The sequence below is a fragment of the Catellatospora sp. TT07R-123 genome (assembly GCF_018327705.1).
Taxonomy (GTDB): Bacteria; Actinomycetota; Actinomycetes; order Mycobacteriales; family Micromonosporaceae; genus Catellatospora.
Map to the genome: position 1 here is coordinate 1,670,947 of NZ_BNEM01000001.1, position 24,599 is coordinate 1,695,545.

The 24,599-nt window shown below is 71.2% G+C and carries 17 protein-coding genes; 8 read left to right on the forward strand and 9 right to left on the reverse strand.

Annotation, left to right across the window (positions count from 1 at the left end; all coding sequences use genetic code 11):
- Positions 1-26 precede the first annotated feature (26 nt).
- The 3 genes from Cs7R123_RS06945 (at position 27) to Cs7R123_RS06955 (ending at position 3,560) form a co-directional block, all read left to right on the forward strand.
- Positions 27-1,253: a MoxR family ATPase gene (locus Cs7R123_RS06945; protein WP_212824369.1), complete on the forward strand. Its 1,227-nt coding sequence runs from the start codon at positions 27-29 to the stop codon at positions 1,251-1,253.
- Between the two features lie 2 nt (positions 1,254-1,255).
- On the forward strand, positions 1,256-2,458 hold the full coding sequence (locus Cs7R123_RS06950) for a VWA-like domain-containing protein (RefSeq protein WP_212828951.1): 1,203 nt from the start codon (positions 1,256-1,258) through the stop codon (positions 2,456-2,458).
- 82 nt (positions 2,459-2,540) lie between these two features.
- The gene (locus Cs7R123_RS06955) at positions 2,541-3,560 is read left to right on the forward strand and encodes an LLM class flavin-dependent oxidoreductase (protein ID WP_212824371.1); all 1,020 of its coding nucleotides are present in this window, start codon (positions 2,541-2,543) and stop codon (positions 3,558-3,560) included.
- Positions 3,561-3,655: 95 nt separating this feature from the next.
- On the opposite strand, the gene Cs7R123_RS06960 is transcribed toward Cs7R123_RS06955, so the two are convergent.
- Positions 3,656-4,681 (reverse strand): hypothetical protein, encoded by a 1,026-nt coding sequence (locus Cs7R123_RS06960; protein ID WP_212824373.1) that lies wholly within the window; start codon positions 4,679-4,681, stop codon positions 3,656-3,658.
- Between the two features lie 174 nt (positions 4,682-4,855).
- Between Cs7R123_RS06960 and Cs7R123_RS06965 the strand changes: the two genes are divergently transcribed.
- Positions 4,856-6,307 (forward strand): hypothetical protein, encoded by a 1,452-nt coding sequence (locus Cs7R123_RS06965; RefSeq protein ID WP_212824375.1) that lies wholly within the window; start codon positions 4,856-4,858, stop codon positions 6,305-6,307.
- Between the two features lie 211 nt (positions 6,308-6,518).
- Positions 6,519-7,049: a GNAT family N-acetyltransferase gene (locus Cs7R123_RS06970; RefSeq protein WP_212824377.1), complete on the forward strand. Its 531-nt coding sequence runs from the start codon at positions 6,519-6,521 to the stop codon at positions 7,047-7,049.
- A 29-nt stretch (positions 7,050-7,078) separates the two neighbouring features.
- Here the strand turns inward: Cs7R123_RS06970 and Cs7R123_RS06975 are convergent, their stop codons facing one another.
- From Cs7R123_RS06975 to Cs7R123_RS06995, 5 genes are read right to left on the reverse strand one after another with little or no spacing between them, the layout of a single operon-like run.
- Positions 7,079-7,912 (reverse strand): protein phosphatase 2C domain-containing protein, encoded by an 834-nt coding sequence (locus Cs7R123_RS06975; RefSeq protein WP_212824379.1) that lies wholly within the window; start codon positions 7,910-7,912, stop codon positions 7,079-7,081.
- A 22-nt stretch (positions 7,913-7,934) separates the two neighbouring features.
- Positions 7,935-9,002, reverse strand: coding sequence for an ABC transporter ATP-binding protein (locus Cs7R123_RS06980; protein ID WP_212824381.1), 1,068 nt, complete (start codon positions 9,000-9,002; stop codon positions 7,935-7,937).
- Positions 8,999-9,832, reverse strand: a complete 834-nt coding sequence (locus Cs7R123_RS06985) for an ABC transporter permease (protein WP_212824383.1) — start codon at positions 9,830-9,832, stop codon at positions 8,999-9,001. The genes Cs7R123_RS06980 and Cs7R123_RS06985 overlap by 4 nt, the downstream gene beginning before the upstream one ends.
- Before the next feature lie 10 nt (positions 9,833-9,842).
- Complete coding sequence (gene modA, locus Cs7R123_RS06990; RefSeq protein ID WP_212824386.1) at positions 9,843-10,637, reverse strand: molybdate ABC transporter substrate-binding protein; 795 nt, start codon at positions 10,635-10,637, stop codon at positions 9,843-9,845.
- Complete coding sequence (locus Cs7R123_RS06995; RefSeq protein WP_212824388.1) at positions 10,634-11,050, reverse strand: molybdopterin-binding protein; 417 nt, start codon at positions 11,048-11,050, stop codon at positions 10,634-10,636. The genes modA and Cs7R123_RS06995 overlap by 4 nt, the downstream gene beginning before the upstream one ends.
- 101 nt (positions 11,051-11,151) lie before the next feature.
- Between Cs7R123_RS06995 and Cs7R123_RS07000 the strand changes: the two genes are divergently transcribed.
- Positions 11,152-12,183, forward strand: coding sequence for a methyltransferase domain-containing protein (locus Cs7R123_RS07000; RefSeq protein ID WP_212824390.1), 1,032 nt, complete (start codon positions 11,152-11,154; stop codon positions 12,181-12,183).
- A gap of 197 nt (positions 12,184-12,380) precedes the next feature.
- On the opposite strand, the gene Cs7R123_RS07005 is transcribed toward Cs7R123_RS07000, so the two are convergent.
- Positions 12,381-16,469, reverse strand: coding sequence for a bifunctional nitrate reductase/sulfite reductase flavoprotein subunit alpha (locus Cs7R123_RS07005; protein ID WP_244871659.1), 4,089 nt, complete (start codon positions 16,467-16,469; stop codon positions 12,381-12,383).
- Between the two features lie 890 nt (positions 16,470-17,359).
- Between Cs7R123_RS07005 and Cs7R123_RS07010 the strand changes: the two genes are divergently transcribed.
- Entirely contained in the window at positions 17,360-19,132 is a 1,773-nt protein-coding gene (locus Cs7R123_RS07010) for a family 43 glycosylhydrolase (protein WP_212824392.1), read from the forward strand.
- Positions 19,133-19,227: 95 nt separating this feature from the next.
- On the forward strand, positions 19,228-20,586 hold the full coding sequence (locus tag Cs7R123_RS07015) for a ricin-type beta-trefoil lectin domain protein (RefSeq protein WP_212824395.1): 1,359 nt from the start codon (positions 19,228-19,230) through the stop codon (positions 20,584-20,586).
- Between the two features lie 272 nt (positions 20,587-20,858).
- Here the strand turns inward: Cs7R123_RS07015 and Cs7R123_RS07020 are convergent, their stop codons facing one another.
- A complete protein-coding gene (locus Cs7R123_RS07020; protein ID WP_212824397.1) occupies positions 20,859-23,735 on the reverse strand; it encodes a beta-L-arabinofuranosidase domain-containing protein in 2,877 nt (958 codons plus the stop codon).
- Between the two features lie 236 nt (positions 23,736-23,971).
- Positions 23,972-24,553: a TIGR03086 family metal-binding protein gene (locus tag Cs7R123_RS07025; protein WP_212824399.1), complete on the reverse strand. Its 582-nt coding sequence runs from the start codon at positions 24,551-24,553 to the stop codon at positions 23,972-23,974.
- Positions 24,554-24,599 lie beyond the last annotated feature (46 nt).

Here is a 24,599-nt window from a genome sequence, read left to right on the forward strand (position 1 = left end):
GCCCGACTCTCCCATGGTGATGACACATGCCTGCTTCCGTTCTGCCCACCGCCGTCCCGACCCGGCTCGACGTCGCCGCCGAGCTGCTCGCCCTGCTGAACGACACCGGCACCGAACCCCGCGCCGACAACCAGTTGGAGGCGCTGACGCTCGCGGTCGCGGCCGACCTGCCGGTGCTCCTGTGGGGTGAGCCCGGCATCGGCAAGACCGCCGCCCTCAACCAGCTCGCCGAGTCGCTGGACCTGCCGCTGACCACGGTGATCGCCAGCGTGCACGAGCCCACCGACTTCTCCGGCCTGCCGATCGTCGGTGACGACCCGGCGGTGCAGGGCGTCCCGATGGCGCCGCCGGACTGGGCCGTACGCCTGGTGCGGGCCGGGCGCGGGCTGCTGTTCCTCGACGAGCTGTCCACGGCGCCGCCCGCGGTGCAGGCGGCCCTGCTGCGGCTGGTACTCGAACGCCGGGTCGGGGCGCTGTCCCTGCCGCCGGGCGTACGCATCGTCGCGGCCGCCAACCCCCGGTCCTCGGCCGCCGACGGCTGGGAGCTGAGCGCGCCGCTGGCCAACCGGTTCGTGCACCTCCAGTGGGCCCACGACCACGACGTGGTGGTGCGCGGCCTCGGCGGCACCTGGCCCCGCGCGTCACTGCCCCGGCTCGACCCGGCCCGGCTGCCCGAGTCCGTCGCGTACGCCCGGCGCGCCGTCTGCACCCTGCTGGCGGCCCGGCCCGCACTGGTCCACAAGCTGCCCACCGGCGAGTCCCGGCGGGGCGGCCCGTGGCCGTCGCCGCGCAGCTGGGACATGGCGCTGCGGCTGATCGCGTTCGGCACCGCCGCGGGCACCGGCCGTGAGGTGCTGTCGATGCTGGTGCGCGGCACCGTCGGCGACGGGCCGGGGCTGGAGCTGCTGGCGAGCCTGGACCGGCTGGACCTGCCCGACCCCGAGACGCTGCTGGCCGACCCGGGCAGCGCCGTGCTGCCCGAGCGGGGCGACCTGCGCCAGGCGGTGCTCGACGGCGTGGTCGAGGCGGTGCGGCGCCGACCGGACCGGTCCCGCTGGGACGCGGCCTGGTCGCTGCTGGTCCTGGCCCTGGAGACCGGCGCCCCCGACCTGGTGGTCGTGCCCGCCGCGACGCTGGCGTCGCTGCGCCAGGACGGCTGGGAGGTGCCGACCGCGATCGAGCGGCTGGCCGGGGCCGTCGCGCTCGCCCAGCGCGCGGACAGGGCCGTCGAGCGGGTGGGTGCGCGCCGGTGACGATGGACTTCGACAAGCTGTACGCCGCCCGGCTGTACGCGGCCCGGGTGCGGCCGTACCTGGCGACGGCGCTGTTCGCGCTGCACCCGGTGGAGTCGCCGCGGGTGCCGACGATGGCCGTGGACCGGCACTGGCGCTGCTACGCCTCGCCCGCGTTCGTGGCCGCCACCCCGCTGGCGGACCTGGCCGGGGTATGGGTGCACGAGGTGTCGCACCTGCTGCGCGACCACCACGCCCGCGGCGACCGGTACGCCGCCGCGCACGGGCTGACCGGCCCGGCCGAGCGGCTGCGGATGAACATCGCCGCCGACTGCGAGATCAACGACGACATCTACGGCGACGGCCTGCCGTGGCCCCGCGACTGCGTCCAGCCCCGGCACCTGCGGCTGGACCCGGGCCAGCTGATGGAGGACTACCTGGGGCAGTTCCGGTTGGGGCCGTACACGCAGGGTCTGGCGTGGCTGGACTGCGGCAGCGGCGCCGACGGGCGCGAACGCGACTGGGACCTGGGGCCGGACGGGGCGCACGGGCTGGGCGACCAGGAACGCGACCTGGTCCGGTTCCGGGTGGCGGAGGGCATGAAGGGCCGCGGCGCGGTGCCGGCGGGCTGGCAGCGCTGGGCCGACGAGGCGTTCCACCCGCCGCAGCCGTGGCGGGCCCTGCTCGGCGCGGCCGTCCGCGCGGCGGCGTCGTCCGGCAGCGGCGACGACTACAACTGGGGCCGGCCGTCGCGGCGGGGCGCCAGCCTGCCCGAGGTGGTGCTGCCGGGCCTGCGCCGTACGCCGCCGCGCGTCTGCGTCATCGTCGACACCTCCGGGTCGGTCAGCGACGCCGAGCTGGGCAGCGCGCTGCTGGAGGTCACCGCGATCGGGCGGGCCGTCGGCGGCCGCCGCGACAACGTCACCGTGATGTCGTGCGACGCCGCCGCGCGCATCGCGCACCCGCTGTGCCAGGCCGAGGGGATCACCCTGACCGGCGGCGGGGGCACCGACCTGCGGGCCGGCTTCAGCCGGGCGGCGCGGACCAGCCCCCGGCCGGACGTGGTGGTGGTGCTGACCGACGGGCAGACGCCGTGGCCGAGCGCGCCGCCGCCGTTCCGCACCGTGGTGGGGCTGTTCAAGCGCACCCACCAGCACGACTGCGACCACGAGGGGTGCGACTCGGAGCCGCCGCCGCGCTGGGCCCGGGTGGTGCGGATCGGCTGACATGTGAACGGGCCGTACGCCGCGCGCGTACGGCCCGGCCGCCTCTGCGATCGTTGGAGGCGACTCATCATGGAGGTCTGCCGTGCCACTGCCCTCGCAGCCGCTGCGCAAGCTGGGTTTCCTCACCATCGGGCTGTTCGACGGGGCCGACCCGCGCCGCGGGCACGAATCCACGTTGGAGATCATCGAGCTGGGCGAGCGCCTCGGCTTCGACAGTGCCTGGCTGCGGCACCGGCACCTCCAGTACGGCATCTCCTCGCCGGTCGCCGTGCTCGCCGCCGCCACCCAGCGCACCAGCCGGATCGAGCTCGGCACCGCCGTCACCCCGCTGGGCTGGGAGAACCCGCTGCGCCTGGCCGAGGACCTGGCCACGGTCGACATCCTGTCCGGCGGCCGGCTCAACCCCGGCGTCAGCGTCGGCCCGCCGACCCACTTCGACGACGTGAAGCATTCGCTGTATCCGGACACCGCTGACGCGGAGGACTTCGGCTACGAGCGGGTCCGGCGGCTGCTCGACCTGGTACGCGGCGAGCCCGCCGCCACGTTCCAGGGGGTCCAGGGCATCGAGGTGTTCTCCGACCGGGTCCAGCCCCACTCCCCCGGCCTGGCCGAGCGCATCTGGTACGGCGGCGGCAGCCTGCGCTCGTGCCGGTGGGCGGGCGAGCACGGCATGAACCTGCTGACCAGCAGCGTGGTCAAGGCCGAGGAGGTCGAGGACTTCGAGCAGGCGCAGCTGTCCCACATCCGGGCGTTCCGGCAGGCGCATCCGGCCGGGCAGGCCGCCCGGGTCTCCCAGGGCCTCGTCGTCATCCCGACCGACTCGGCCACCCCCGACCAGCGCGCGAAGTACACCGAGTACGCGGCCAAGCGGCTGCCGCGTACGGCGTCGCCGCAGGGCCCGGCCCGGCTGATGTTCGCGCCGGACCTGGTCGGCACCTCGGACGAGATCGCCGGGAAGCTGTACGCCCACGCCGCGTTCCGCGAGGTCGACGAGGTCGCGTTCGCGCTGCCGTTCACCTTCGACCACGACGACTACGTCCAGATCCTCACCGACCTGGCCACCGGCCTGGGCCCGGCTCTCGGCTGGCGCAAGCGGACATAGCCAGCTTTCCTGCAGTTTAGGTTCGGCGTGAGGGCGGGTTATCGCATATCGGCGACAGCGTGAACCCGTCGCCGTTGTCTTCACCCCGCGTTACATCAATCGCCGGTGCCCACCCTGACGTACTGGGCACCACCTACCCGTGTACAAAACCTCCTCGGCGGCGCTGTCGTTCCGTCGCCGAGCAGGAGCACAGACAGGGCTTCCTCTAAACCTTGCGGTGGAGCACCCGCAATATGGTCCTCGGTGTCCTGCGCGCCCACCGGCGATCTGTCCCGTTGATAGGTCAGTACGTCGCCTGCGCGCATCACTGCAACCTCGAACGGCTCAGCCTCAGTGATCTCCGTCGCGACCTTACCAACTGGAACGCCACCAGCCAAGATCACAATACTGCCGACCGGAAAGTTCGAGCTGTCATGAACGCCGTTGATGCGGTCCAACACCACCTGCCCGCGCGGGGTGATGCCCCAGGACAGCCCTGTGGCGCCGCGCGATGCGAACACCAGCCCCTGTCTCCTGAGCATCGAGCCCAACCTACTTAGCTGCGCCTCGCCAATGCGCTTAACACCATGGCCGTCCCCCTCATCAGCCGTCGCTCGATCCTCTTCCAGCATCCTTGAGCGTATCCGGCGGCTGTTTAGCCCCGGACATTCGGCGACCGCCCGCAGAAACTGGCTCGAGCGCCGCCCGATGGAGGTCGCGAGCGCGGCTGGGGCAACCCTTTCAGCGCCAGAGCGGACGAACTCCAGAGCCAGACGTATCCAACTTTCCCAGATCTTCAACTCGGCCTGTCGTCCGGAAGCAACAGCCGGCTCGTGTTGTGCGAGCACAACCTCACGGTGAAGCGAGCGCAGCAAGGCATCCAATCGGTCAAGCGCGGTATGGTCCCGGGTCATGACAGAGTCGACGAACGTTAACGAAGCCTGAGCAAACCATTCCAGGTCCAGGCGGACCTGCTTCGTGACCTGGCTCTCCGCCGATCCCAGGGCATATTCCGCGAGGGTATCGACCTCTTCTTCCAGTGGTGTCAGAGTCGGCGACGGGCCCGGAATGGGCTTGAGGGCGCTCAACGCCGCCGCAAGCGCTTCTTCATCCACCTTAACACCAAATGTCGCATTCTCCATCATTGACTTCCTTTGCCTCGAAGCATGTAGGCTAGACCTAGGTCAAGTTGTTGTCAACTTGCCCTGCGGCCAGGGCGACATGCCACGAATATCCGTGATATGTCGCCATCGCAGGCGTAAGATCCTTTTGACGCACTGGGTGTCAACCATGGACGCGCGCATCAAGGAGTGGCCATGCATTACGACGCCGCAGATTGTTTTGCGTACCTCCTTGCCAGATTGGAAAGCCATAAACCGAGGCGTGTCGACCTGCAAAGATGGCGCGAAGGATCCGGCGTGGCAGTTTCGATCCTGGAGCACGAAATTATCAGCACGGGAACCGTATCTGAGGAAGTACTCGCAAAGGCGATTAGCGCCCCCCAGAATCAGTTCCTTCTCTTGATGGCCCTAGACCGGGCGTTCGCACGCCTGGCTCCTTATGCCGGAGTGTTGCACGTGCGCATGGGAAGATATCTATACAGATTCAATAGGGAGCATCGCTACAACAGCGACATACGGCTCGGTATAGTACTTCCTCGTCGCTGCAATCCGGCACGTCCACAAATCGTGCCAGATTCCCTATCCGAGAACTTCCAGCACCTCATGTTGGTGAATAAACTCCCTGATGGACTAAGTTTCAGGCGACCCGAGGCAGGTCTCGACGCACCCCACAAGAGCGCAACCGATGCTCATGAGATTGGCGATATTAAGGTCGCTTGCGTCCCATTCATCGACAAGATAGAAGAACTGGATATAGCACGCGTCGATACTTACGACCAAGTCGACCCAAACGGCGACTGGTACCGCATATCTGCGCGATCCCAAGTCGACATAGAGCCACTTCACTGGCAAAAACGAATCGCGGAATCACTTGCAAACATCGACGAGTCTGGCGCGCACATCGGTGTAGTGCCAGAGCTGGCCCTCACGCCCGAAATACTGGCGTGGTGGCAAACGGCATTACGGACTACTCCTAAACCCGAAAGCAGTCCGCTTGAGTGGGTTCTAGTCGGCACCGGTCCATTCTCATACGACGGAAGCGAACAACCGCTAAACCGTGCGATACTGCTCCACAGAAAGACTGGCCTCGAAGTAATGCATCAAGATAAGTGCGAGCCATTCACTTTGTCGGACCTGCAGATTACCAAATGGGGTCTAGACTCTCAGCTCGGCACGGGACCACTGGCCGAGTGGATGCTCGAAACGACGGAACGGCACGTGCTCGACACACGTCTCGCACGCATTGCCATCCTGGTTTGCGAGGACCACGCGCGTCTCTTGACTACGGGCAAGGATCTGGTTCCTATCGAACCGGATCTCATAATTGTTCCGATTTTCGCACCACCGATAATTCGTCACCGATGGCAAGAGTCGTGCGCAGAGCACTTCGCGAACACGATGGGCAGTTCGACCGTTGTCGTAACCAGCCGCGCGGTCAAACTTATGCCCAAGCGGCGCGTTGCTGACGATCCTCGACATCGAGTCTGGGCATCCAAGGCGGCAATGTACGCCAGAAACGTTGATTCCGGCGAGGCACTCGTAGTGACCCCGTCACTTTCGGCAGGCGGCTCCTTCTCACCTATCGGCAAAGTGAAACGCGTACACCGGGATCCTGCCGAGGCACTCACGTTCTCCATCCCACGCTAAACCTCAGGGAGCTGTTCACTCGACAATTGCCAATGAACCCATGCGGACCGACTTGATCAATCTGTGACGTATCGCAAATGGACGCAGCGGCCGCGTGCGGTAAATTACTTGGCTTGTATGTCCGGGTCCTCGCCACACCGCCTCGGCCCGGCCCTCGGCTGGGCGTCGGCCGGGTCAGGTCAGCGCGTTCACCCGTGAAAGAGTTGCCGTCATGACGGCGGCAGCGAATCCGGAACGCGAGGTGGCCCTCGAGACGGATCGCCTGCTGCTCAGACCCTGCCGGGTGACCGAGGCCGCCGTCCACCGGGAACTGTGGGCCGAGCGCGATCCGCGGGTGCCGCCGCACCGCCGCATCGACGCGGACGGGCACCCCACGATCGCGGAGCTCGAAGACTGGATCCGCACCAGCCGGCCGACGACGACCGGGTTGCTGGCGGTCGAGCGGAAGGCCGAAGGCGATGTCATCGGCTACTGCGGGCTGATCGACGGCGACGCGGAGGGGGAGCCGGAACTGGCGTTCGAGCTGCTCCGCCGGGTCTGGGGTCAGGGGTACGCGACCGAGGCCGCGGCGGCGGTGCTGGACTGGGCGAGGTCGTCGGGCTACGAACGGCTTTGGGCCACGGTCTGGGACTGGAACACCGCCTCCCGCCGGGTGCTGGCCAAGGTCGGGTTCACCGAGACCGGGCGCGAGCGGGTCGACCCGCTCCACGGGACCACCCTGTTCACCACGAGACGGCTCTGACCCGCCGCCGCTGCTGGCAGCGCGGCTGGTCAGGCGCCGAAGCGGCACAGGGCCACGGTGGCGTCGTCGTGCCGCTTGTGGCGCGGCCGGTCGTAGCCGTCGCGGTCGGCGGTCTCGGCCGCCCGCACCCGCCGGATCAGCTCGCCCGGCCCCTGCTCGGTGACCAGGTCGAGCAGCCCGGCCCAGTCGAACAGCCCGAACGTGTCCACCGCGCACGACGCGCCGTCGGTGAGCAGCGCCGCGCGGCGTACCGCGTCCGGCCCGGACAGCGGCAGGCGCCCGGTGACCGCGTTCGCGGCGGCGCGCGGGTCGGCGGCGGCGATCCAGTAACCGCCCGGGGTGTTGGTCAGCTCCCGTTTGCGCAGCGCGGCGGTGCGCTGCCGGGCGACGTGCTCGGCCGAGCCGAGCGGCACGTCCCCGCGCAGGGCCTCGGCCCGGATGGGCGCGTACGCCGTGTCGAACCGGTCGTCGGTCAGCGCCTCGGCCCGGCCGCCCCGGTCGACGACGAGGGGGCTGTCGCCGAGCAGCAGGTAGTCCAGGTGCTCGGCGTCGGCGCGGACCAGGCACACCGTCGCGGCGGGCGTGCTCGGGTTGTCCAGTTCGCAGCCGGGGTGGTCGCCGCGTACCCGGATGACGGCCTGCTCCAGCAACAGGGCGAGCGGGGCGTCGGAAGCGTCGTCGATGGACTCGCGCAGGCGGGTGACCAGGCGCCGGACGTACCAGGCGGGTCCGTGTACGCAGCCGGTCGGCAGGTCGGGTGCGGTGACGCCGTCGAGCACGCCGACCACCGGCCCGTGCTGGAAGACCTGGTCCTCGTTGTCGGGCCGCCCGGGGGCGGCCTCGGTCGCGGTGGTCACGATCACCGGTCGAGGCTATCGGAGCTGTTCAAGCGGGGTAGGTGCGGGTTTCGGTGGCCTTGACCGCGGCCCAGACGGTGCGGCCGGGGGCGAGGTCGAGCTGCGTGGCGGCGCCGGGGGTGATGTCGGCGGCGGCGGCGATCGGACCCGCGAGCTGGATGCGCAGGTTGTCGCCGTGGCGCTGGATGCCGGTGATGGTGGCGGCCCAGGTGTTGCGGGCGCTGCCGTCGGGCCGGTGCGGGTGCAGCGCGACGGCGGTCGGCGCGAACGCGATGAACGTGTCGCCGGACGCGGCGTCGCCGCTGGTCAGGGCGAATCCGCCGGGCAGGGTGACGGTGTGGCCGTCGCCGGTGCCCCGGTAGAGGTTGAGCCCGACGAGGCGGGCGACGTAGTCGGTGCGCGGCTGCGCGGTGATCTCGTCGGCGTGGCCCTGCTGCACGATGCGGCCGTGCTCGACGATGACGAGCCGGTCGGCGAGCACGAGGGCGTCGAGCGGGTCGTGGGTGACCAGCAGGGTCGCGCCGGGATGGGCGGCGAGGTGGTGGTGCAGCTGGGCGCGGGTGTCCAGGCGGGTGCGGGCGTCCAGCGCCGCCAGCGGTTCGTCGAGCAGCAGCAGCACCGGGTCCACGGCCAGCGCGCGGGCCAGCGCGACGCGCTGGGCCTGCCCGCCGGACAGGCGCCGGGGCTTGCGGTGGGCGTGTTCGGCCAGGCCGACCCGGGTCAGCCAGTCCATCGCGCGGGTACGGGCGGCAGCCGGCTTCATCCCCCGGTGGCGCGGCCCGAACGCGACGTTGTCCAGGGCGCTCAGGTGCGGGAACAGCAGGTAGTCCTGGAACACCACGCCGATGGGCCGCTTGTCCGGCGGGGTGAACCGGTCGGTGCCCGGGTCGTCGAGCAGGTCGCCGCGCAGGGTGATCCGCCCGCCGGTCAGCGGCAGCAGCCCGGCCAGGGCGCGCAGCGCGGTGGTCTTGCCCGCGCCGTTGGGGCCGAGCAGCGCCACGACCTCCCCCGCGGCGACCGACAGCCGGATGTCGAGGTCGAACCCGCTGTCGCGGTGGACGGCGAGGTGGGCGTCGAGCAGGGGTGTGCCGGTCATGAGGTGGCGATCCACTTGTCGCGCAGCGCCGCGAGGATGGCGACGGAGACGGTGAGCAGGATGAGGCTGAGCACGATCGCGCCGTCCAGGTCGGTCTCCAGGGCGAGGTAGACGGCCAGCGGCATGGTCTGGGTGCGGCCGGGGAAGTTCCCGGCGAAGGTGATGGTGGCCCCGAACTCGCCGAGCGCCCGCGCCCAGCACAGCACCGCCCCGGCGGCGATGCCGGGCGCCGCCATCGGCAGGGTGACCCGCCGGAACACGGCCCACCGCCCGGCCCCGAGGGTCGCGGCGGCCTCCTCGTACCGGTTGTCGGCGCCGCGCAGTGCCCCCTCGACGGCGATGACCAGGAACGGCATCGCGACGAACGCCTCGGCGACGACGACCCCGGCGGTGGTGAACGGCAGCGTGATGCCGAACGTGCTGTCCAGCCACGATCCGATCAGGCCGCGGCGGCCGAAGACGAGCAGCAGCGCGACGCCGCCGACCACCGGCGGCAGCACCAGCGGCACGGTGACCAGGGCACGGACGATCCGGCGGCCCGGGAACGGCACCCGGGCCAGCAGCCACGCCAGCGGCACCCCGAGCAGCACGCACCCGGCCGTGGCCAGGGTGGCGGTGAGCAGGGACAGCCGCAGCGCGGCGAGCACGCCGGGGGCGGCCAGGTGCTGGGGCAGGGTGGACCAGGGGGCGCGCAGCAGCAGCCCGGCCAGCGGCACGACCAGGAACGCCAGGCCGAGCAGCGCGGGGATCAGCAGCACGACCGGGATCTGCCGGCGTGCGCGCCGCCGCGGGGGCCGGTCGGGCCCCGCGGCGGCGGACGCTTCACTCATGCCGTACGCCTCAGGGGGCCTGGAATCCGGCCGCGTTCAGCACGGCCTTGGCCGGACCGGTCTGGAGGTAGGCCAGGAAGGCCTGCGCGGCGGCCTTGTTGGGGGCGTCCTTGAGCAGCACCACCGGGTAGTCGTTGATGGCCTTGGCCGACTCGGGGAACTCGATGCCGTCCACGTCGTTGGCGGCGGCCATGGTGTCGGTGCGGTAGACCAGCGCCGCGTCGACCTCGCCGAGCCTGACCTTCTGCAGCGCTGCCTTGACGTCCTGCTCCAGGGTCACCGGGGTGAGTTTGAGCCCGGCCGCGTCGACGGCCTTCTTCGCGGCGGCGCCGCAGGGCACCTGCTCGGCGCACAGCGCCACCTTCAGGCCCGGCTTGGTCAGGTTCTTCAGGGTGTTGACGCCCTTGGGGTTGCCCTTCGGCACCGCGATGACGAGCTGGTTGCGGACGAACACGACCGGGGTGCCGTCGGCGTCGCCCGCGTCGGTGACCGTCTTCATGGTGGCGGGGCTGGCGGAGGCGAACACGTCGGCGGGTGCGCCCTGCGTGATCTGGGTGGCCAGGGCGGAGCTGCCGCCGAAGTTGAAGGTGACCTTGGTGCCCGGGTGGGCGGCCTCGAAGTCCTTGCCGATCTTGGTGAACGACTCGGTCAGCGACGCGGCCGCGAACACGGTCACCTCGCCGCTGATCCCGGGCGCGGCGCTGCTCGCGGCGGGATCGGGCGTGCCCGACCCGCAGGCTGCCAGCGCGGTCGCCGCGACCAGGGTCACCGCGGCCAGCGCCGTACGGATCCATCTGCTGCTCATGTGTTCCTCCCCTTGCCCGTGGGCGTGGCGGCGCGCTCGACGACCACCGTGGTCGACTTGATCACCGCGACTGCCAGCGAGCCGACCTGCAGGTCGAGCTCGTCGGCGGCTTCCCTGCTCATCAGCGACACGATCCGGAACGGTCCGGCCTGGATGTCGACCTGCGCCATCACCGTGTCGCGGATGATGGCGGTGACGATGCCCCGCAGCCGGTTGCGCGCCGACGAGTGGCCGGAGCCGTCGTCGTCGGCGTTGAACGATCTGGCCAGCTCCGCCAGGTCGGCCCCGGAGATGACCCGGTGGCCGTGCTCGTCGCGGTGGGCGGGCACCCGCCCCGCGTCGACCCAGCGGCGCATGGTGTCGGCACTGACCGCGAACAGCTCCGCGGCCTCCCCGATGCGGTACGACGTCACTCCGCCACCCTATCCATCGCAGATGCAAGGTCATAACCACTGTCAGGCTATGAGTTACCGAATCGATGGCATCCTCACGGCCGCATCTGCATGATGGAGAGATGACGTCGGAGGCCACCCCCCAGCTGTCCGCCGCGCAGCAGCGCCGCTGGGACGAACTGCTCGCCGTGCTCGTCGACGCGGTCGGCCCCGGTCCGCGCGCGGTCGTGGTCGACGGCGGCGGGCACAGCGCCTGGTTCGCCGACCGGCTCGGCGCCGCGCTGCACGGCGCCGGCCGCGACTGCGCCCGGCTCACCGACGCCGCCCCGCACCACGACGAGGACGCCTGGTACGCGCTGCGCGGGCCGCACACGGTCGCGCTCGCCGACGGGCCCCGGTGGCGGGCCGCCGCCCCGGCCGGGCGCTGGGACGTGCTGATCTGGCTGCGTACCCCGGGACCGCGCGCCGAGCACCCGCACGACGCCCACGTCGTCGTCGACCTGCACGATCCGGGCTGGCCGGTGCTGCGCCACCTCGACGACGCGCTGGCCGACCGCGAGCGGTGGTACCTGCCGGAGACCCGGGCGTTCTTCGCGGTGCGGGCCGCCACCTGGGACACCAGGTTCGGCGACGACGCCCCGGCGTACGCACTGGCCGTGGCCGAGCTGGGCCCGGCACCCGGTTCGGTGGTCGCCGACATCGGCTGCGGCAGCGGCCGCGCGCTGCCGCCGCTGCGCGCGGCGGTCGGACCGGACGGGACCGTGCTCGGCCTCGACGTCACCGAGCAGATGCTCGACGCCGCGCGCGGGCTGGGCCGGGCCGGGTACGCGCACCTGCTGCTGGCCGACGCGCGGCGGCTGCCCCTGCGCGACGGCGGCCTCGACGCGATCTTCGCGGCGGGGCTGGTCAACCACCTGCCCGACACCCGGGCAGGCCTGGCCGAACTGGCCCGGGTCACCCGCCCCGGCGGGCGCCTGGCCCTGTTCCATCCATCGGGGCGGGCCGCCCTCGCCGCCCGGCACGGCCGCGCGCTGCGGCCCGACGAACCGCTGGCCGAAGGCCCGCTGCGCACCCACCTGCACGACGGCGGCTGGACCCTGGACGCCTACGACGACGCCGACCACCGCTTCCTGGCCCTGGCCACCCGCGACTAGCGCGCCGCTTCCAGCCCGCCATGCCAGCGCCCCGGCCCGCCAGCGCCCCGGCACGCTACGGCTCGCCCGGTGCGCTGCGGTTGATGATCGGCGTTTGCGGGCAAAGTCCTCGCTGGCAGGCCACCTTCTGACCGGAAACGACGATCACCTCCACCCCGCGCCGCGATGGCGCGGGCGCCGCGATGGCGCGGCGGCCGTCAGTAGACGTCGCGGACGTAGCGCTTGTCGGCGGCGAGTTGTTTGACGTAGACGGCGGCGGCGTCGGGGGCGAGGTCGCCGTGGGCGGTGGCGATGTCGCGCAGCGCCTGGTCGACGTCCTTGGCCATGCGGCGGGCGTCGCCGCAGACGTACAAGTGGGCGCCGTCCTGCAGCCACGACCAGAGCTGGGCGCCGTGCTCGCGCATGCGGTCCTGGACGTACACCTTGTGGCGCTGGTCGCGCGAGAACGCCAGGTCCAGCCGGGTCAGCACCTTGTCGTCGCGCAGTTCGCGCAGCTCGTCGGCGTAGTAGAAGTCGGTGGCGCGGCGCTGCTCGCCGAAGAACAGCCAGTTCGCGCCGTTGGCGGCCAGTGCCCGCCGCTCCTGCAGGAACCCCACGAACGGGGCGACGCCGGTGCCCGGCCCCACCATGATCATGGGGACGTCGGGGTCGGCCGGAGGCCGGAAATGCGGCGAGCGCTGCACGAACACCGGCACCTGGAGGCTGTCGTCGCCGTCGGCCAGGAACGTGGACGCCACGCCCTTTCGGGCCCGGCCGTCGCGGTTGGCGTAGCGCACCACCGACACGGTCAGGCTGACCCGGTGCGGATGGACCAGCGGCGTGGAGGAGATGGAGTACAGCCGGGGCTGGAGGCGCTTGAGCGCCCCGGCCCACTCCTGCGCCCCGGCGCGCACCCGGTGCTCGGCGACCACGTCGACGGCCTGCCGGTCCCAGGTCCACTTGGCCAGCTCGCCGGTGTTGTCGGCCCGCAGCAGCGAGCGCAGGTGCTGGTCGTGGGTGCGGTCGGCGACGAACCGCAGGAAGTCGGGGCCGATCTTGGCGATCTCCAGGTGCAGCCGCAGCGCGTCGGTGAACGGCACCGTGCCGACCCCGGCCACCTCGACCGGCTCGTACGGGTCGGCCCCGGTCGCCTCCAGCCACTCGGCGACCAGGTCGCCGCAGTTGACCGGCCACACGCCGAGCGCGTCGCCGGCGCTGTAGGCCAGCTCGCCGCCGCTGGTGTCGAAGGTGAACTGGCGCACCTCCTTGCCCGAGCCGGGCAGGCTGAGCAGCCGGTTGCCGACCAGCCCCGCGGCCAGCGGCGCCTCGCGGGTGGGCCCGGCGGCCGCGCCGGTCGCGGTGCGCGCCCCGCCCGCCGGGGCCGAGGCCAGCGCGGTGACGACCCGGTCGAGCCAGCCCGTGGCGGTCGGGGTGTAGTCGGGCTCGCAGTCGGCGCGGTCGGTCAGCCGCAGCGCGCCCAGCTCGCCGAGGCGGGCGTCGAGGCGGCGGCCGTGGCCGCAGAAGTCGGCGTACATCGAGTCGCCGAAGGCCAGCACGGCGAAGCGGCGCCCCGCGAGGCTGGGCGCGCCGGGGTCGCGCAGCGCCTGCCAGAACGCGTCGCCGTTGTCGGGGGCGTCGCCGTCGCCGAAGGTGCTGGTCACCACGAGCAGGTCGGTCGGCCCGGCGAGGATGTCGGCCAGCGGGTCGGCCATGCTGCGTACGGTCGGCTGCCAGCCGTCCTGGGCCAGCCGGGTGCTGATCACCTCGGCGAAACCCTCGGCGTTGCCGGTCTGCGACGCCCACAGGATCTGGATCCGGCGCCCCTGGGCCACCGGCCCCGCGCTCAGGTCCCGGCTGTACGTGCCCGCGAGCATCCCGTTGAGCCACAGCGCCCGCCGCGCGTCGATCGGCGCCGCCGGGGGCAGCACCGGCACGCCCTCACGCGGCGAGGTGGCCAGCGCGGTGAAGAACCCGGACAGGTAGTGCCGCTCGTCCTCGGTGAACACCGGGATGGCGTCGTCGAGGCCGAGCAGGCGCCGCAGGTCGTCGGCGCCCAGTGACAGCGCGGCGCTCAGCGGCAGCGCGGCGGGCAGCACCTCGATGGCGGCGACAGGCGGCGCGGCGGCGACGCGGGTCAGCGCGACGGCGCAGTATTTCAGCTCCGGTTGCAGCGACACCGGGTCGACGGCGTCGCTGGTCACCGCGTTGACGGCGATCCCGTCGCCGAACAGGTCGCCCCAGTGGAACGGGGCGAAGCAGGTGCCGGGCAGCACCCGGTCGGTGACGACGGCGGGCAGCACCGCCTCGCCCCGGCGCGACGACACCCGCACCGAGTCGCCCGCGGCCAGCCCGAGGGCGGCCGCGTCGGCCGGGTTGACCTCGACGAACGGGCCGGGGTTGAGCCTGTTCAGCTTGTCGACCTTGCCGGTCTTGGTCAGCGTGTGCCACTGGTGCTGCACCCGGCCGGTGTTCAGCACGTACGGGTGGTCGTCGTCGGGCAGCTCGGCCGGGGCCAGGTGCGGCCGGGGCCAGAACACGGCGCGGCCGGAGGCGGTCGCGAACGCCAGCCGGGGGCGGGTGCCGTCGGCGTGCTCGACCAGGTGGCGGCTGACCCCGTCGTTGAGGTAGCGGACCGGGTTGCGGTCAGGCCCGTCGGGGTCGGCGGCGGGCCACTGCACCGGGCCTTCGGCGAGCCGGGCGTACGTGACCCCGCGCAGGTCGTAGCCGGTCTGCGGGTTGGCGAACGCCCGGAGCTCGGTGAAGACCTCCTCGGCGCTGCCGAAGTCGAAGCCGGGGTAGCCCATCGCGGTGGCGACCCGTGCGATGAGCAGCCAGTCGGGCACGGCGTCGCCGGGCGGGTCGGCGGCCTGCCGGGCCAGGGTCAGGTTGCGCTCCGAGTTGATCATCACGCCGTCGGCCTCGGCCCACATCGCGGCGGGCAGCAGCACGTCGGCGTACGCGTTGGTCTCGGTGGCGGCGAACGCGTCCTGCACCACGACCAGCTCGGCGGCTTCCAGCCCGGCGATGACCGTGGCCCGGTTGCCGACCGACGCGACCGGGTTGGTGCAGATGATCCAGCACGCCTTGATCTGCCCGGCGGCCATCCGCTCGAACATGTCGACCGTGCCCTGGTTGACGTCGGTGCGCAGGGTGCCGGCGGGCAGCTGCCATACCCCCTCGACGAACTGGCGGTCCGCGGCCGACAGCACCGACCGCTGGCCCGGCAGGCCCGGGCCCATGTAGCCCATCTCGCGGCCGCCCATGGCGTTGGGCTGGCCGGTCAGCGAGAACGGGCCGCTGCCGAGCCTGCCGATCGCCCCGGTGGCCAGGTGCAGGTTGCACAGCGCGTTGGTGTTCCAGGTGCCGTGGGTGCTCTGGTTGAGGCCCATGGTCCAGCAGCTCATCCAGTCACCGGCCGCCCCGATCCAGGCCGCGGCCTGCCGCAGGTCGGCCTCGGCCAGCCCGGTGAGCTCGGCGACGGCCGCGGGCGGGTAGTCGGCCAGGAACGCGGCCATGGCGTCCCAGCCCTCGGTGTGCTCGGCGATGAACGCCCCGTCGACGTGCCCGGCCTCGGCCAGCAGGTGCAGCAGGCCGTTGAGCAGGGCGAGGTCGGTGCCGGGACGGATCTGGAGGAACAGGTCGGCCCGCTCGGCGGTGGCGGTGCGCCGCGGGTCGACGACGATCAGCTTCGCGCCCGCCTTGACCCGGTCCATCATGCGCAGGAACAGGATCGGGTGGCAGTCGGCCATGTTCGCGCCGATCACGAAGAACACGTCGGCGTGGTCGAAGTCCTGGTATGACCCCGGCGGCCCGTCCGAGCCCAGCGACAGCTTGTAGCCGCTGCCCGCGCTGGCCATGCACAGCCGCGAGTTCGACTCGATCTGGCTGGTGCCGAGGAACCCCTTGGCCAGCTTGTTCGACAGGTACTGCGCCTCCAGCGTCATCTGGCCGGAGACGTACAGGGCGACCGCGTCGGGTCCGTGCTCGTCGACGATCTCGCGCAGCCGCCGCGCGACGTGGCCGACGGCGGTGTCCAGATCGGTCTCGACCGGCGGCGCACCCCGCTCGGTGCGCAGCCGGGCCGTCGCCAGGCGGCCGGGGGCCGCGAGCATGTCCGCGCTGGTGGCGCCCTTGGTGCAGAGGCGGCCCTGGTTGGCCGGGTGGGCGCGGTCACCGGCGGCCTTGCGCACGCGGCGCCGCCCGTCCGGGCCGACGGCGACGTCGAGCACCATCCCGCAGCCGACGCCGCAGTACGAGCACACCGTTCTGACCTGGGAACCGTCACCGAGGTCAGCCGACGCCGCCACACCCACCCCTCTCCCGCAGCCGGCCCCACCGGCCGCGGTTTCCAGGGTAGGAACGATGCGTTACGCCGACGTCACACGATCAAGAGCGGCAGCGTTACCAGCGCCACACAACAACACCCCGATCACTGTGATGCCTCTGTTATGGACGGCCGACCCGACGTGAGACCGCCTCCGAACAGGAGCCTATTTCATATCTCCTGTCCGTTTTTGCGGTCGACCCAGGCGACGCCCGCACCAGCTGCCCGTAGCCCGCCCGGCGGGCGGTCAGGGCAGGCGCGAGTCCCGCTCCGGCCGTCCGACCGGTTCCCGGCCGCGCCGCGGCACCGACGGCCCGCCCACCGGCAGCCGGGGGGCCGGCCGTTCCGGGCTGCGCTGCGACGCTGCCGCCGCCTGACCCGCTCTCACCGCGCGATGCAGCTCGGCCAGCTGCCGCGAGAGCCGGACCAGTTCCTCCACCAGCTGACGGCCCCGGCTGCGTAATCCGGTGACCTCGTCGATGAGGCCACCGTCCGCCGTGGGGGGCGCGTCGCCGTGCGGTGGTGTCGCCCCGTCCATGGTGAGCCCCTTTCCGTACGCCGCGCGGTTTACCCCCGCCCTCCCGGCGATAAACCCGAATTATCGCCGTACTTGCCCCGTCGCTGTCCGTATCGCACCTCCGGGCGCACACCGACCACCCCCGCGCGGAGCAGACGCGCGCGGGCGATGTATCTCCGCCTGCGGCGACGCGGCGTGGTCTTGTCCACCGATGTGGATGTCGGTGATACTGCTGGGGCTACTGGGGTGACCGGGTAGGCGTTTGCGGTCGGGCCGCGCAGCATCGCTGCGGCTCGTGGGGCGCTTTCCACCCCAGCGGTGGTTCGCACCCGCCTACCCGCAAAAGGAAGTGCCCCGTGAGAGGTTCGCCTCGTCGTATCACCCTGCTCAGCGTGCCGCTGCTCGTCGCGGCGCTGCTGCTCGTGCCGCAGCCCGCCTCGGCCGCCGTCAGCTTCAGCAGCACCGCCGTCAACTCCAACGGCGGCAACTGCGCGGACCTGCCGAACAGCAGCGCCACCAACGGCATCCAGCTGGTGCAGTACGGCTGCAACTCCGGCACCAACCAGAGCTTCACGTTCAACCCGGTGTCGGGCACGAGTGACACCTACACCGTCGCGACGATGACCGCCGGCAAGTGCGTCGACGTCAACGGCGCGTCGACCGCCGACAACGCCACGATCATCCAGTGGACCTGCCACTCCGGCACCAACCAGCAGTGGCGTCTGGTGCCGGTGACCGTCAGCGGCACCGACAAGACGTTCAACCTGGTGTCGGTCAGCTCCGGCAAGTGCGTCGTGCCCGCCGGCGGCGTGGCCACCGCCAACACCGGCCTGGTCCAGCTGCCGTGCAGCACCGCGTCCAGCCGGGTGTGGCGCCTGCCGAGCTTCACCTCCAGCAGCAGCTCGGTGACGGTAACCAACCCGGGCAGCCGGTCGAACACGGTCAACACCGCGGCCAGCCTGACCCTGGCCGCCAGCGGCGGCACCGGCACGTACACCTGGTCGGCGACGGGCCTGCCCGCGGGGCTGACCCTCAACACCTCGACCGGGGTGATCAGCGGCACCCCGTCCACGGTCAGCACGTACACCGTGACGGTGACCGCGACCAGCGGCGGTGTCAGCGGCTCGGCCACGTTCAGCTGGGCGATCACGTCCGGCGGCGGCACCGGGAACACGTACACCAACCCGATCAAGGCGCAGGGCCCGGACCCGTGGCTGACGTACTACAACGGCTACTACTACCTGGCCACCACCACCTGGAACCGCACCATCACCATGCGCAAGGCGACCACCATGCGCGGGCTGGCCAGCGCCACCGACCAGGTCATCTTCAACCTGGTCAACCCCAACGGCGCGGGCACCATGTGGGCACCGGAGTTCCACCTGCTCAGCGGTCCGAACGGGCAGCGCTGGTACTTCTACTACACCGCCGGGCGCGAGCCGTACGACCTGGGCACCCAGCGCATCCACGTGCTGGAGAGCGCCGGGCTGGACCCGATGGGCCCGTACACGTTCAAGGCCGACCTGCTCGACCCGACCTCGGACAACACCTGGGAGCTCGACCCGGGCATCCTGCAGCTCAACGGCAACCTGTACCTGCTGGGCACGTTCTACAACGGCTCGCAGCCGATGTTCATCCGCCCGCTGAGCAACCCGTGGACGGCCAGCGGCACCCGCCGCACCCTCACGACGCCCACGCTCAGCTGGGAGACCGTCGGCGGCGCGGTGGCCGAGGGCGGTGAGGTCCTGCAGCACGGCGGCAAGACCTTCATCATCTACTCGACCAGCCACTGCTCCACCCCGGACTACAAGCTCGGCATGCTGACGTACAACGGCACCGGCGACCCGCTGCTGTCCTCGTCCTGGACGAAGTCGCCGAACCCGGTCTTCCAGCGCTCCAACGCCAACAGCGTCTACGGGCCCGGCCACAACGGGTTCTTCAAGTCGCCCGACGGCACCGAGGACTGGATCGTCTACCACGCCAACAGCTCGGTGAACGGCGGTTGCGACATGAACCGCTCGACCCGGGTCCAGAAGTTCACCTGGAACGCCGACGGCACGCCGAACTTCGGCACCCCCGTCGCGACCGGCGTCACCCTGACCGCGCCCTCGGGCGAACCCGCCTCCTGACCGTCGACCGGTGCCGCGGCGTCGTCGCGGCACCGGTCCACGCTGCTGTGCCGGGTACACAGCGGACCCCCATACCCCCATGGGAAGGACCCGCAATGAACCTGCACCTGCCTGGCGGCCGCGTCGTGGCCGCCGCGGCCGCACTCCTGCTCCTGTCTTTCGTCCTGCCCGCCTCCACCGCACAGGCCCGGCCCGCCGCCGACGCCTGCGCCGGGATGCAGCGGGTCGTCACCACCCACCACGTCGTGTGCACGCACGGGCCCGACGCCGCGCCCCTCGGCCTCGACGTGAAACGTGAGATCAAGCCCCTGGCCGCCGCCGTCGCCGCCGGTGCCCTGCCCGTGTGCGAGGGCGACGGCACGTCCGGCAAACGCGTCGAGGTGCTGTACGTGCACGGCAGCACCAGCCGCTACGCGCAGTACCTGGAGACGTTCCGGACGCTGGCCGAGGGGGTCGACAACATCTTCAACGCCAGCGCGGCCGAGACCGGCGGGACCCGGCACGTGCGCTACGTGACCGAGAACGTCAACGGCGCCTGCCGGGCGGTCGTGCGCGACGTGCAGATCCCCGACGCGGCGCTCAACGCCAACGACTGGGCGCCGCTGCTCAACGCGGTCCAGGCGGCCGGCTACACCCGCACCGACCGCAAGTACCTCCAGTTCGTCGACGCGAACGTGTACTGCGGCATCGGCGGGTTCGCCGGGGACACCCGCAAGGGCGACACCAACCGCTCCAACGTCGGCCCCGAGTACGCCCGCGCCGACAACGGCTGCTGGACCGCCGGGGTCGCCGCGCACGAGCTCGGCCACACCCTCGGCGCGGTCAACAACAACGCCCCCAACGCCTCCGGCGCCGCGCACTGCATCGACGAGTACGACGTCATGTGCTACAAGGACTCCGACGGCGTGACCCTGGTCTACCGGTGCACCGACCGAGCCCACGACGACCGGCTCGACTGCAACCACGACGACTACTACCACACCAACCCGGCGGCGGGCAGCTACCTGGCCACGTACTACAACGTCGCCGACAACCTGTTCCTCATCAAGTCCGGCACCACGCCGCCGCAGCCGACCACGTTCAAGCTCGTCAACGGCGCCTCGGGCACCTGCCTGGACGACCCGAACTCCAGCACCGCCAACGGGGTCCAGCTCGACCTGTCGACCTGCAACGGCGCCACCGGGCAGACGGTGACCCAGTCGGGCGCGGCGCTGCAGATCCTCGGCAAGTGCATCGACGCGTACGGCGCGGGCACCGCCAACGGCACGAGGATCATCCTGTGGAGTTGCAGCGCCGCCGCCAACCAGCAGTGGACGCTGCGCGCCGACGGCTCCATCGCCGGGGTGCAGAGCGGACGGTGCATCTCGCCGGTCAACGGCGGCACCGCGAACGGCACCCTGCTGGTGCTGTCCGACTGCAACGGCCAGCCGTACCAGCGCTGGACCCGGAGCTGACACGTGGTGCGCGCCCGGTCGAAAGCTTTCGACCGGGCGCGCACCGCGTCCTATCACGCTAGAACAATGACACAGTCAATCTGGCCTTAACATCGCAGCCATCTTGCCGAAAAGGTTTTCGGCAGCCATCGTGTCCTGTGGACGCCGGAACGGCCCTACCGCCCCGGCGACCCCGAGTGAGGGCCCCTCGTTACCCGGACGAGGGGCTCTCACCGAGCCGACCACAGGTCGGCAACACCCAGTGTAGGGCGCCGGGCACGGCGAGTCGGCGTTCAGCCGAGCAGGCGCCACCGGTGGTCGGCGGTGCCGTTGTCCTCGAACTGCACCACCTGCGCGTTGTCGGCGGTCGACATGCCCGACACCCCCAGCACCAGGCCGCTGTTGAGGTTGCGGATGCGCACCCAGCCGCCGCCGTCGCCGGCCAGCTGCCAGTAGTGGTCGGCGCTGCCGTTGTCGGCGAACTGCTGCACCAGCGCGCTGTTGGCCCGGGACATGTTGTTGACCGCGAGCACCTTGCCGCTGTTCTGGTTCACGATCAGGAACCAGCCGTTGCCGACGTGGTCGAAACGCCAGTTGTGGTCGGCGCTGCCGTTGTCGGCGAACTGCACCACGTTGGCGCTGTCGGCCGTCGACATCCCGGAGACCGCGAGCACCTTGCTGCTGTTGGCGTTCTGGATGCGGTACCAGGTGTTGGCCCGGACGAGCGCCGGGGCCGCGGTGACGTTCCACTGGAGGACGCCGCCGGAGAAACCGGCCTTGAGCTGCGCGACGATCCGCAGCGCCGTCGTGGTCACGGCCGTGAAGGTCGTCGTGTTGTACGTGTTGAGCGCCGTCCCGTACCCCGAGGCCCCCGACACGGCCTGCCAGGCGCCGGAGCTGTTCAGGTATTCGACCCGCCACGAGGCGGGCACCCGGCACTGGCCGTGGTCGGTGTCGTCGTACCAGTAGACGCTGACCGAGGAGGCGCTGACCGGCGTGGCGTAGGTGTACTGCACCCACTCGCTGGTGCCGGTGTGGTCCCACCAGGTGAAGCGCCGGTGCGACTGGTCGTACGAGCTGGTCGGGTCGTAGTAGCTGTTGAGCGCGGTGACGGTGTCGCCGGAGAAGGTCCACGACGCCGACGGGGTGGCCGGGAGCTGCCACTGCCGCGACCCGCCGATCGCCGGGAACGAGGTGATCCGCAGGCTGGCCGCGCCCATCGGGATGAGCCGGACCGTCTTGATCGGCTCGCCGGACGCGACCGGGCCGAGCTGGAGCCGCGACACCACGTTCTCGCTGTCGGCCTGCCAGTTCGGGATGGCGCGGGCCTGCGCGGTCAGCGCCACCGGGGTGCCCGCCGGGGTGAACGGGTTGCCGGTGCCGCCGCCCGTCACGGCGGTGAACGAGTTCGGGACCAGGCCGTAGTTCCAGGCGGAGGTCGGGAAGACCTGCCACTCCGGCCAGGCGCTGCTCGGGTCGTTGTAGCGCAGGAAGTTCTGGCCGATCTCCAGCGAGTAGGTCAGCGGGCCGTTGCTGACCGAGATCGCGTTCTGGTTCGCGGTCCAGGTGGTGGTCTTCGGCGACATCGGCAGGGTGAGCACGATCGTGTCGCCGTTGTTCCAGGTGCGGTTGACCGCGACGTACGCCGGGCCGGCCGCCACGGGCTGGGCGGCGCCGTTGACGGTCAGCGACGGGTTGGGGCACCAGCTCGGGATGCGCACGTACAGCGGGAACGCGACCGCGCCCGAGGTGGCCAGGCGCAGCGTCACCGCCCCGTTGAACGGGTATGACGTCTCCTGGGTCAGCGTGACCGTGGCCGCGCCGGAGCCGACCTTCGCGGTGGTGGTGCTCGGCGCGTACATGGTGACCGCCAGGCCCCGGTCGGCCGTGGCCTGCACCAGGTTGTCGGTGAAGTACGACCAGCCCTGCCCGTAGTTGTGCGGGCAGCACCGGTACTGGTCCACGCCCAGCAGGTACGCCTCCATGGCGAACCCGTTCTGGTACTGGCCCTGGGTCTTGGCCCGGTTGTCCAGTTGAATGCTGTTGGCGCTGGTGATGTAGTGCAGCGACCGGTGGTCGGCCGACATCGAGGCGGGCAGCGAGTTGAAGGCCAGGTTCTCGCAGCCGTCGGCCCAGCTCGGGTCGCCGGTGAGCCGGGTCATCGTCTCGAAGCTCTGCATGTACTCGACGATGCCGCAGGTCTCGAAGCCCTGCCGGGGGTCGCGCTGGTCGGTGCGGATGTTCTCGTCCCCGGCGAACCCGCCACCGGGGAACTGCCCGTACTGCGACTGGATCGTCGAGTAGTTGTTGTACGTCGCCTGCGTGAGCGAGGTGTTGCCGCGCAGGGCCATCAGCGCGGGCTCGGTGAAGCCCTGGGCCAGGTCGACGTTGTGCATGGTGGGCAGGTTGTTGACGTAGTTCTTGCTGTACTGGTGGATCTTGTCGGCCAGCGTCAGCAGGAAGCTCTGGCCCGTCCGGGCGAACAGCCAGAACACCGTGTCGAGGTTGGTCGCCCAGCGCACCGAGCCCCAGCTCTGGTTGAACGCCGAGGCGCCGAACTGGTTCTGGTACTGCAGGAACTTCGTCAGCATCGGGATGATCCGGGTGTCGCCGGAGTACTCCTGATACGTGCGCAGCGCCTGGAGCAGCGGCATGAACGGCCAGAAGTCCGGGCCGCCGCCCAGCGAGGTGCGCAGCGCGGTCGGGCCGAAGAAGCCGTCCGGCTGGGCCGTGGCGACGATGCCGTTGACCCAGGTGGAGACCTTGCTGCGCAGGGCCGCGTCGCCGGTGACGGCGGCCAGCGCGGTCAGGCCGCGCAGCCAGTAGGGCAGCTCCTCCCAGCCGGTCTTGGCCGGGTTGACCCAGCCGTTCTCGGCGTAGACGAGGAAGTGCGAGACCTGGTCGTAGCTGCCCGCGATGCCGGAGGCGTCCAGCGACAGCTGCTGGGACAGCCAGCCGGTGGCGCGGGTGGACCCGGCCGGGAGCTTGAGGAACGGGGTGCGGGTGAGGCCGGCGCCGTACGGGTTGTAGATCCCGCCGGACGAGGTGTCGCCGACGAGGGTGACCGGGGTGCCGGTGCCGCCGGCCCAGGATGCGGTGACGGCCTGACCGGCGAGGGCGAGCCCGCCCGCGACGGCGACGCCGCCACGTAGGACGGTGCGACGGTGCATAGCGCCTCCCTGGCGTCTGTACAACGTTGTCTATAACGTTATAGAGACACGGTAACTTCGAAGCATGCAAATGTAAACGCGACGTTTCGTCCGGCATGACGCCTGGCACCGGAGGAAGTGGGGTTCGGGCCGGAGATCGCTTCCTCCGGTCGGAACCTGCGGCTCAGCGGACGCTTATGACCGGAAACGGCGATCTCCGCGTGGAGATCGCCGTTTCCGGTCAGCGCATGGGGCGGTCAGGGGGCGGGGTGGGGGTGCCAGAGGGGGTCGCGGCCGGTGAGGGCGACGATGCGGTCGAGGGTGTTCGCGTCGGGCGCGACCAGGACCTGGGGGCCGAAGCCGCCGGGGCGGCCGCGCAGGGTGCCGGACAGGCGCTCGACCTGCGCCATCGCCACCGCGAGCACGTCGTCGTCGAACCGGATGTCGCCACCCCCGGCGCGGGCCAGGTCCCAGCCGTGCACGACCAGCTCCATCAGCGTGATGCCCGCGCCGACCTTGGCCGTGATCGTGCGCCCCTTGAGCGCCACCTCGCCGTCCAGCGCGCCGGGCGCCGACCACGCCTCGGTCAGCGACGCCAGCTCCGCCGGGAACTTCAGCCACGGCGGCTGGTCCATCTCCAGCCAGCGGCCGTCCGGCCAGACCTCACGGCGTACCGCGGTCTTGCTGATGTTCATCGAGTTCAGCAGGTGCTCGCACAGCTCGTGCACGTCGAAGTCCGCGCACGGGGTCCGGCCGTCGCGGGGACCGAGCCGGCCGGGTTCGGCCACCAGCTCGGTGACGGTGCCCGCGGCACGGGAGATCAGCTCGCTGATGGACATGCGGGTATCGCCTCCGGGCGTCGACGAGCGGCGTGACCTCCGAAAC

What these genes read in the sequence shown, in the direction of transcription:
- Cs7R123_RS06945 (WP_212824369.1), top strand. Translation starts at nt 27, where the DNA reads ATGCCTGCTTCCGTTCTGCCCACCGCCGTCCCGACCCGGCTCGACGTC.
- Cs7R123_RS06950 (WP_212828951.1), top strand. Translation starts at nt 1,256, where the DNA reads ATGGACTTCGACAAGCTGTACGCCGCCCGGCTGTACGCGGCCCGGGTG.
- Cs7R123_RS06960 (WP_212824373.1), bottom strand. Translation starts at nt 4,681, where the DNA reads ATGGAGAATGCGACATTTGGTGTTAAGGTGGATGAAGAAGCGCTTGCG.
- Cs7R123_RS06965 (WP_212824375.1), top strand. Translation starts at nt 4,856, where the DNA reads ATGCATTACGACGCCGCAGATTGTTTTGCGTACCTCCTTGCCAGATTG.
- Cs7R123_RS06970 (WP_212824377.1), top strand. Translation starts at nt 6,519, where the DNA reads ATGACGGCGGCAGCGAATCCGGAACGCGAGGTGGCCCTCGAGACGGAT.
- Cs7R123_RS06980 (WP_212824381.1), bottom strand. Translation starts at nt 9,002, where the DNA reads ATGACCGGCACACCCCTGCTCGACGCCCACCTCGCCGTCCACCGCGAC.
- Cs7R123_RS06985 (WP_212824383.1), bottom strand. Translation starts at nt 9,832, where the DNA reads ATGAGTGAAGCGTCCGCCGCCGCGGGGCCCGACCGGCCCCCGCGGCGG.
- modA (WP_212824386.1), bottom strand. Translation starts at nt 10,637, where the DNA reads ATGAGCAGCAGATGGATCCGTACGGCGCTGGCCGCGGTGACCCTGGTC.
- Cs7R123_RS07000 (WP_212824390.1), top strand. Translation starts at nt 11,152, where the DNA reads ATGACGTCGGAGGCCACCCCCCAGCTGTCCGCCGCGCAGCAGCGCCGC.
- Cs7R123_RS07015 (WP_212824395.1), top strand. Translation starts at nt 19,228, where the DNA reads ATGAACCTGCACCTGCCTGGCGGCCGCGTCGTGGCCGCCGCGGCCGCA.
- Cs7R123_RS07020 (WP_212824397.1), bottom strand. Translation starts at nt 23,735, where the DNA reads ATGCACCGTCGCACCGTCCTACGTGGCGGCGTCGCCGTCGCGGGCGGG.
- Cs7R123_RS07025 (WP_212824399.1), bottom strand. Translation starts at nt 24,553, where the DNA reads ATGTCCATCAGCGAGCTGATCTCCCGTGCCGCGGGCACCGTCACCGAG.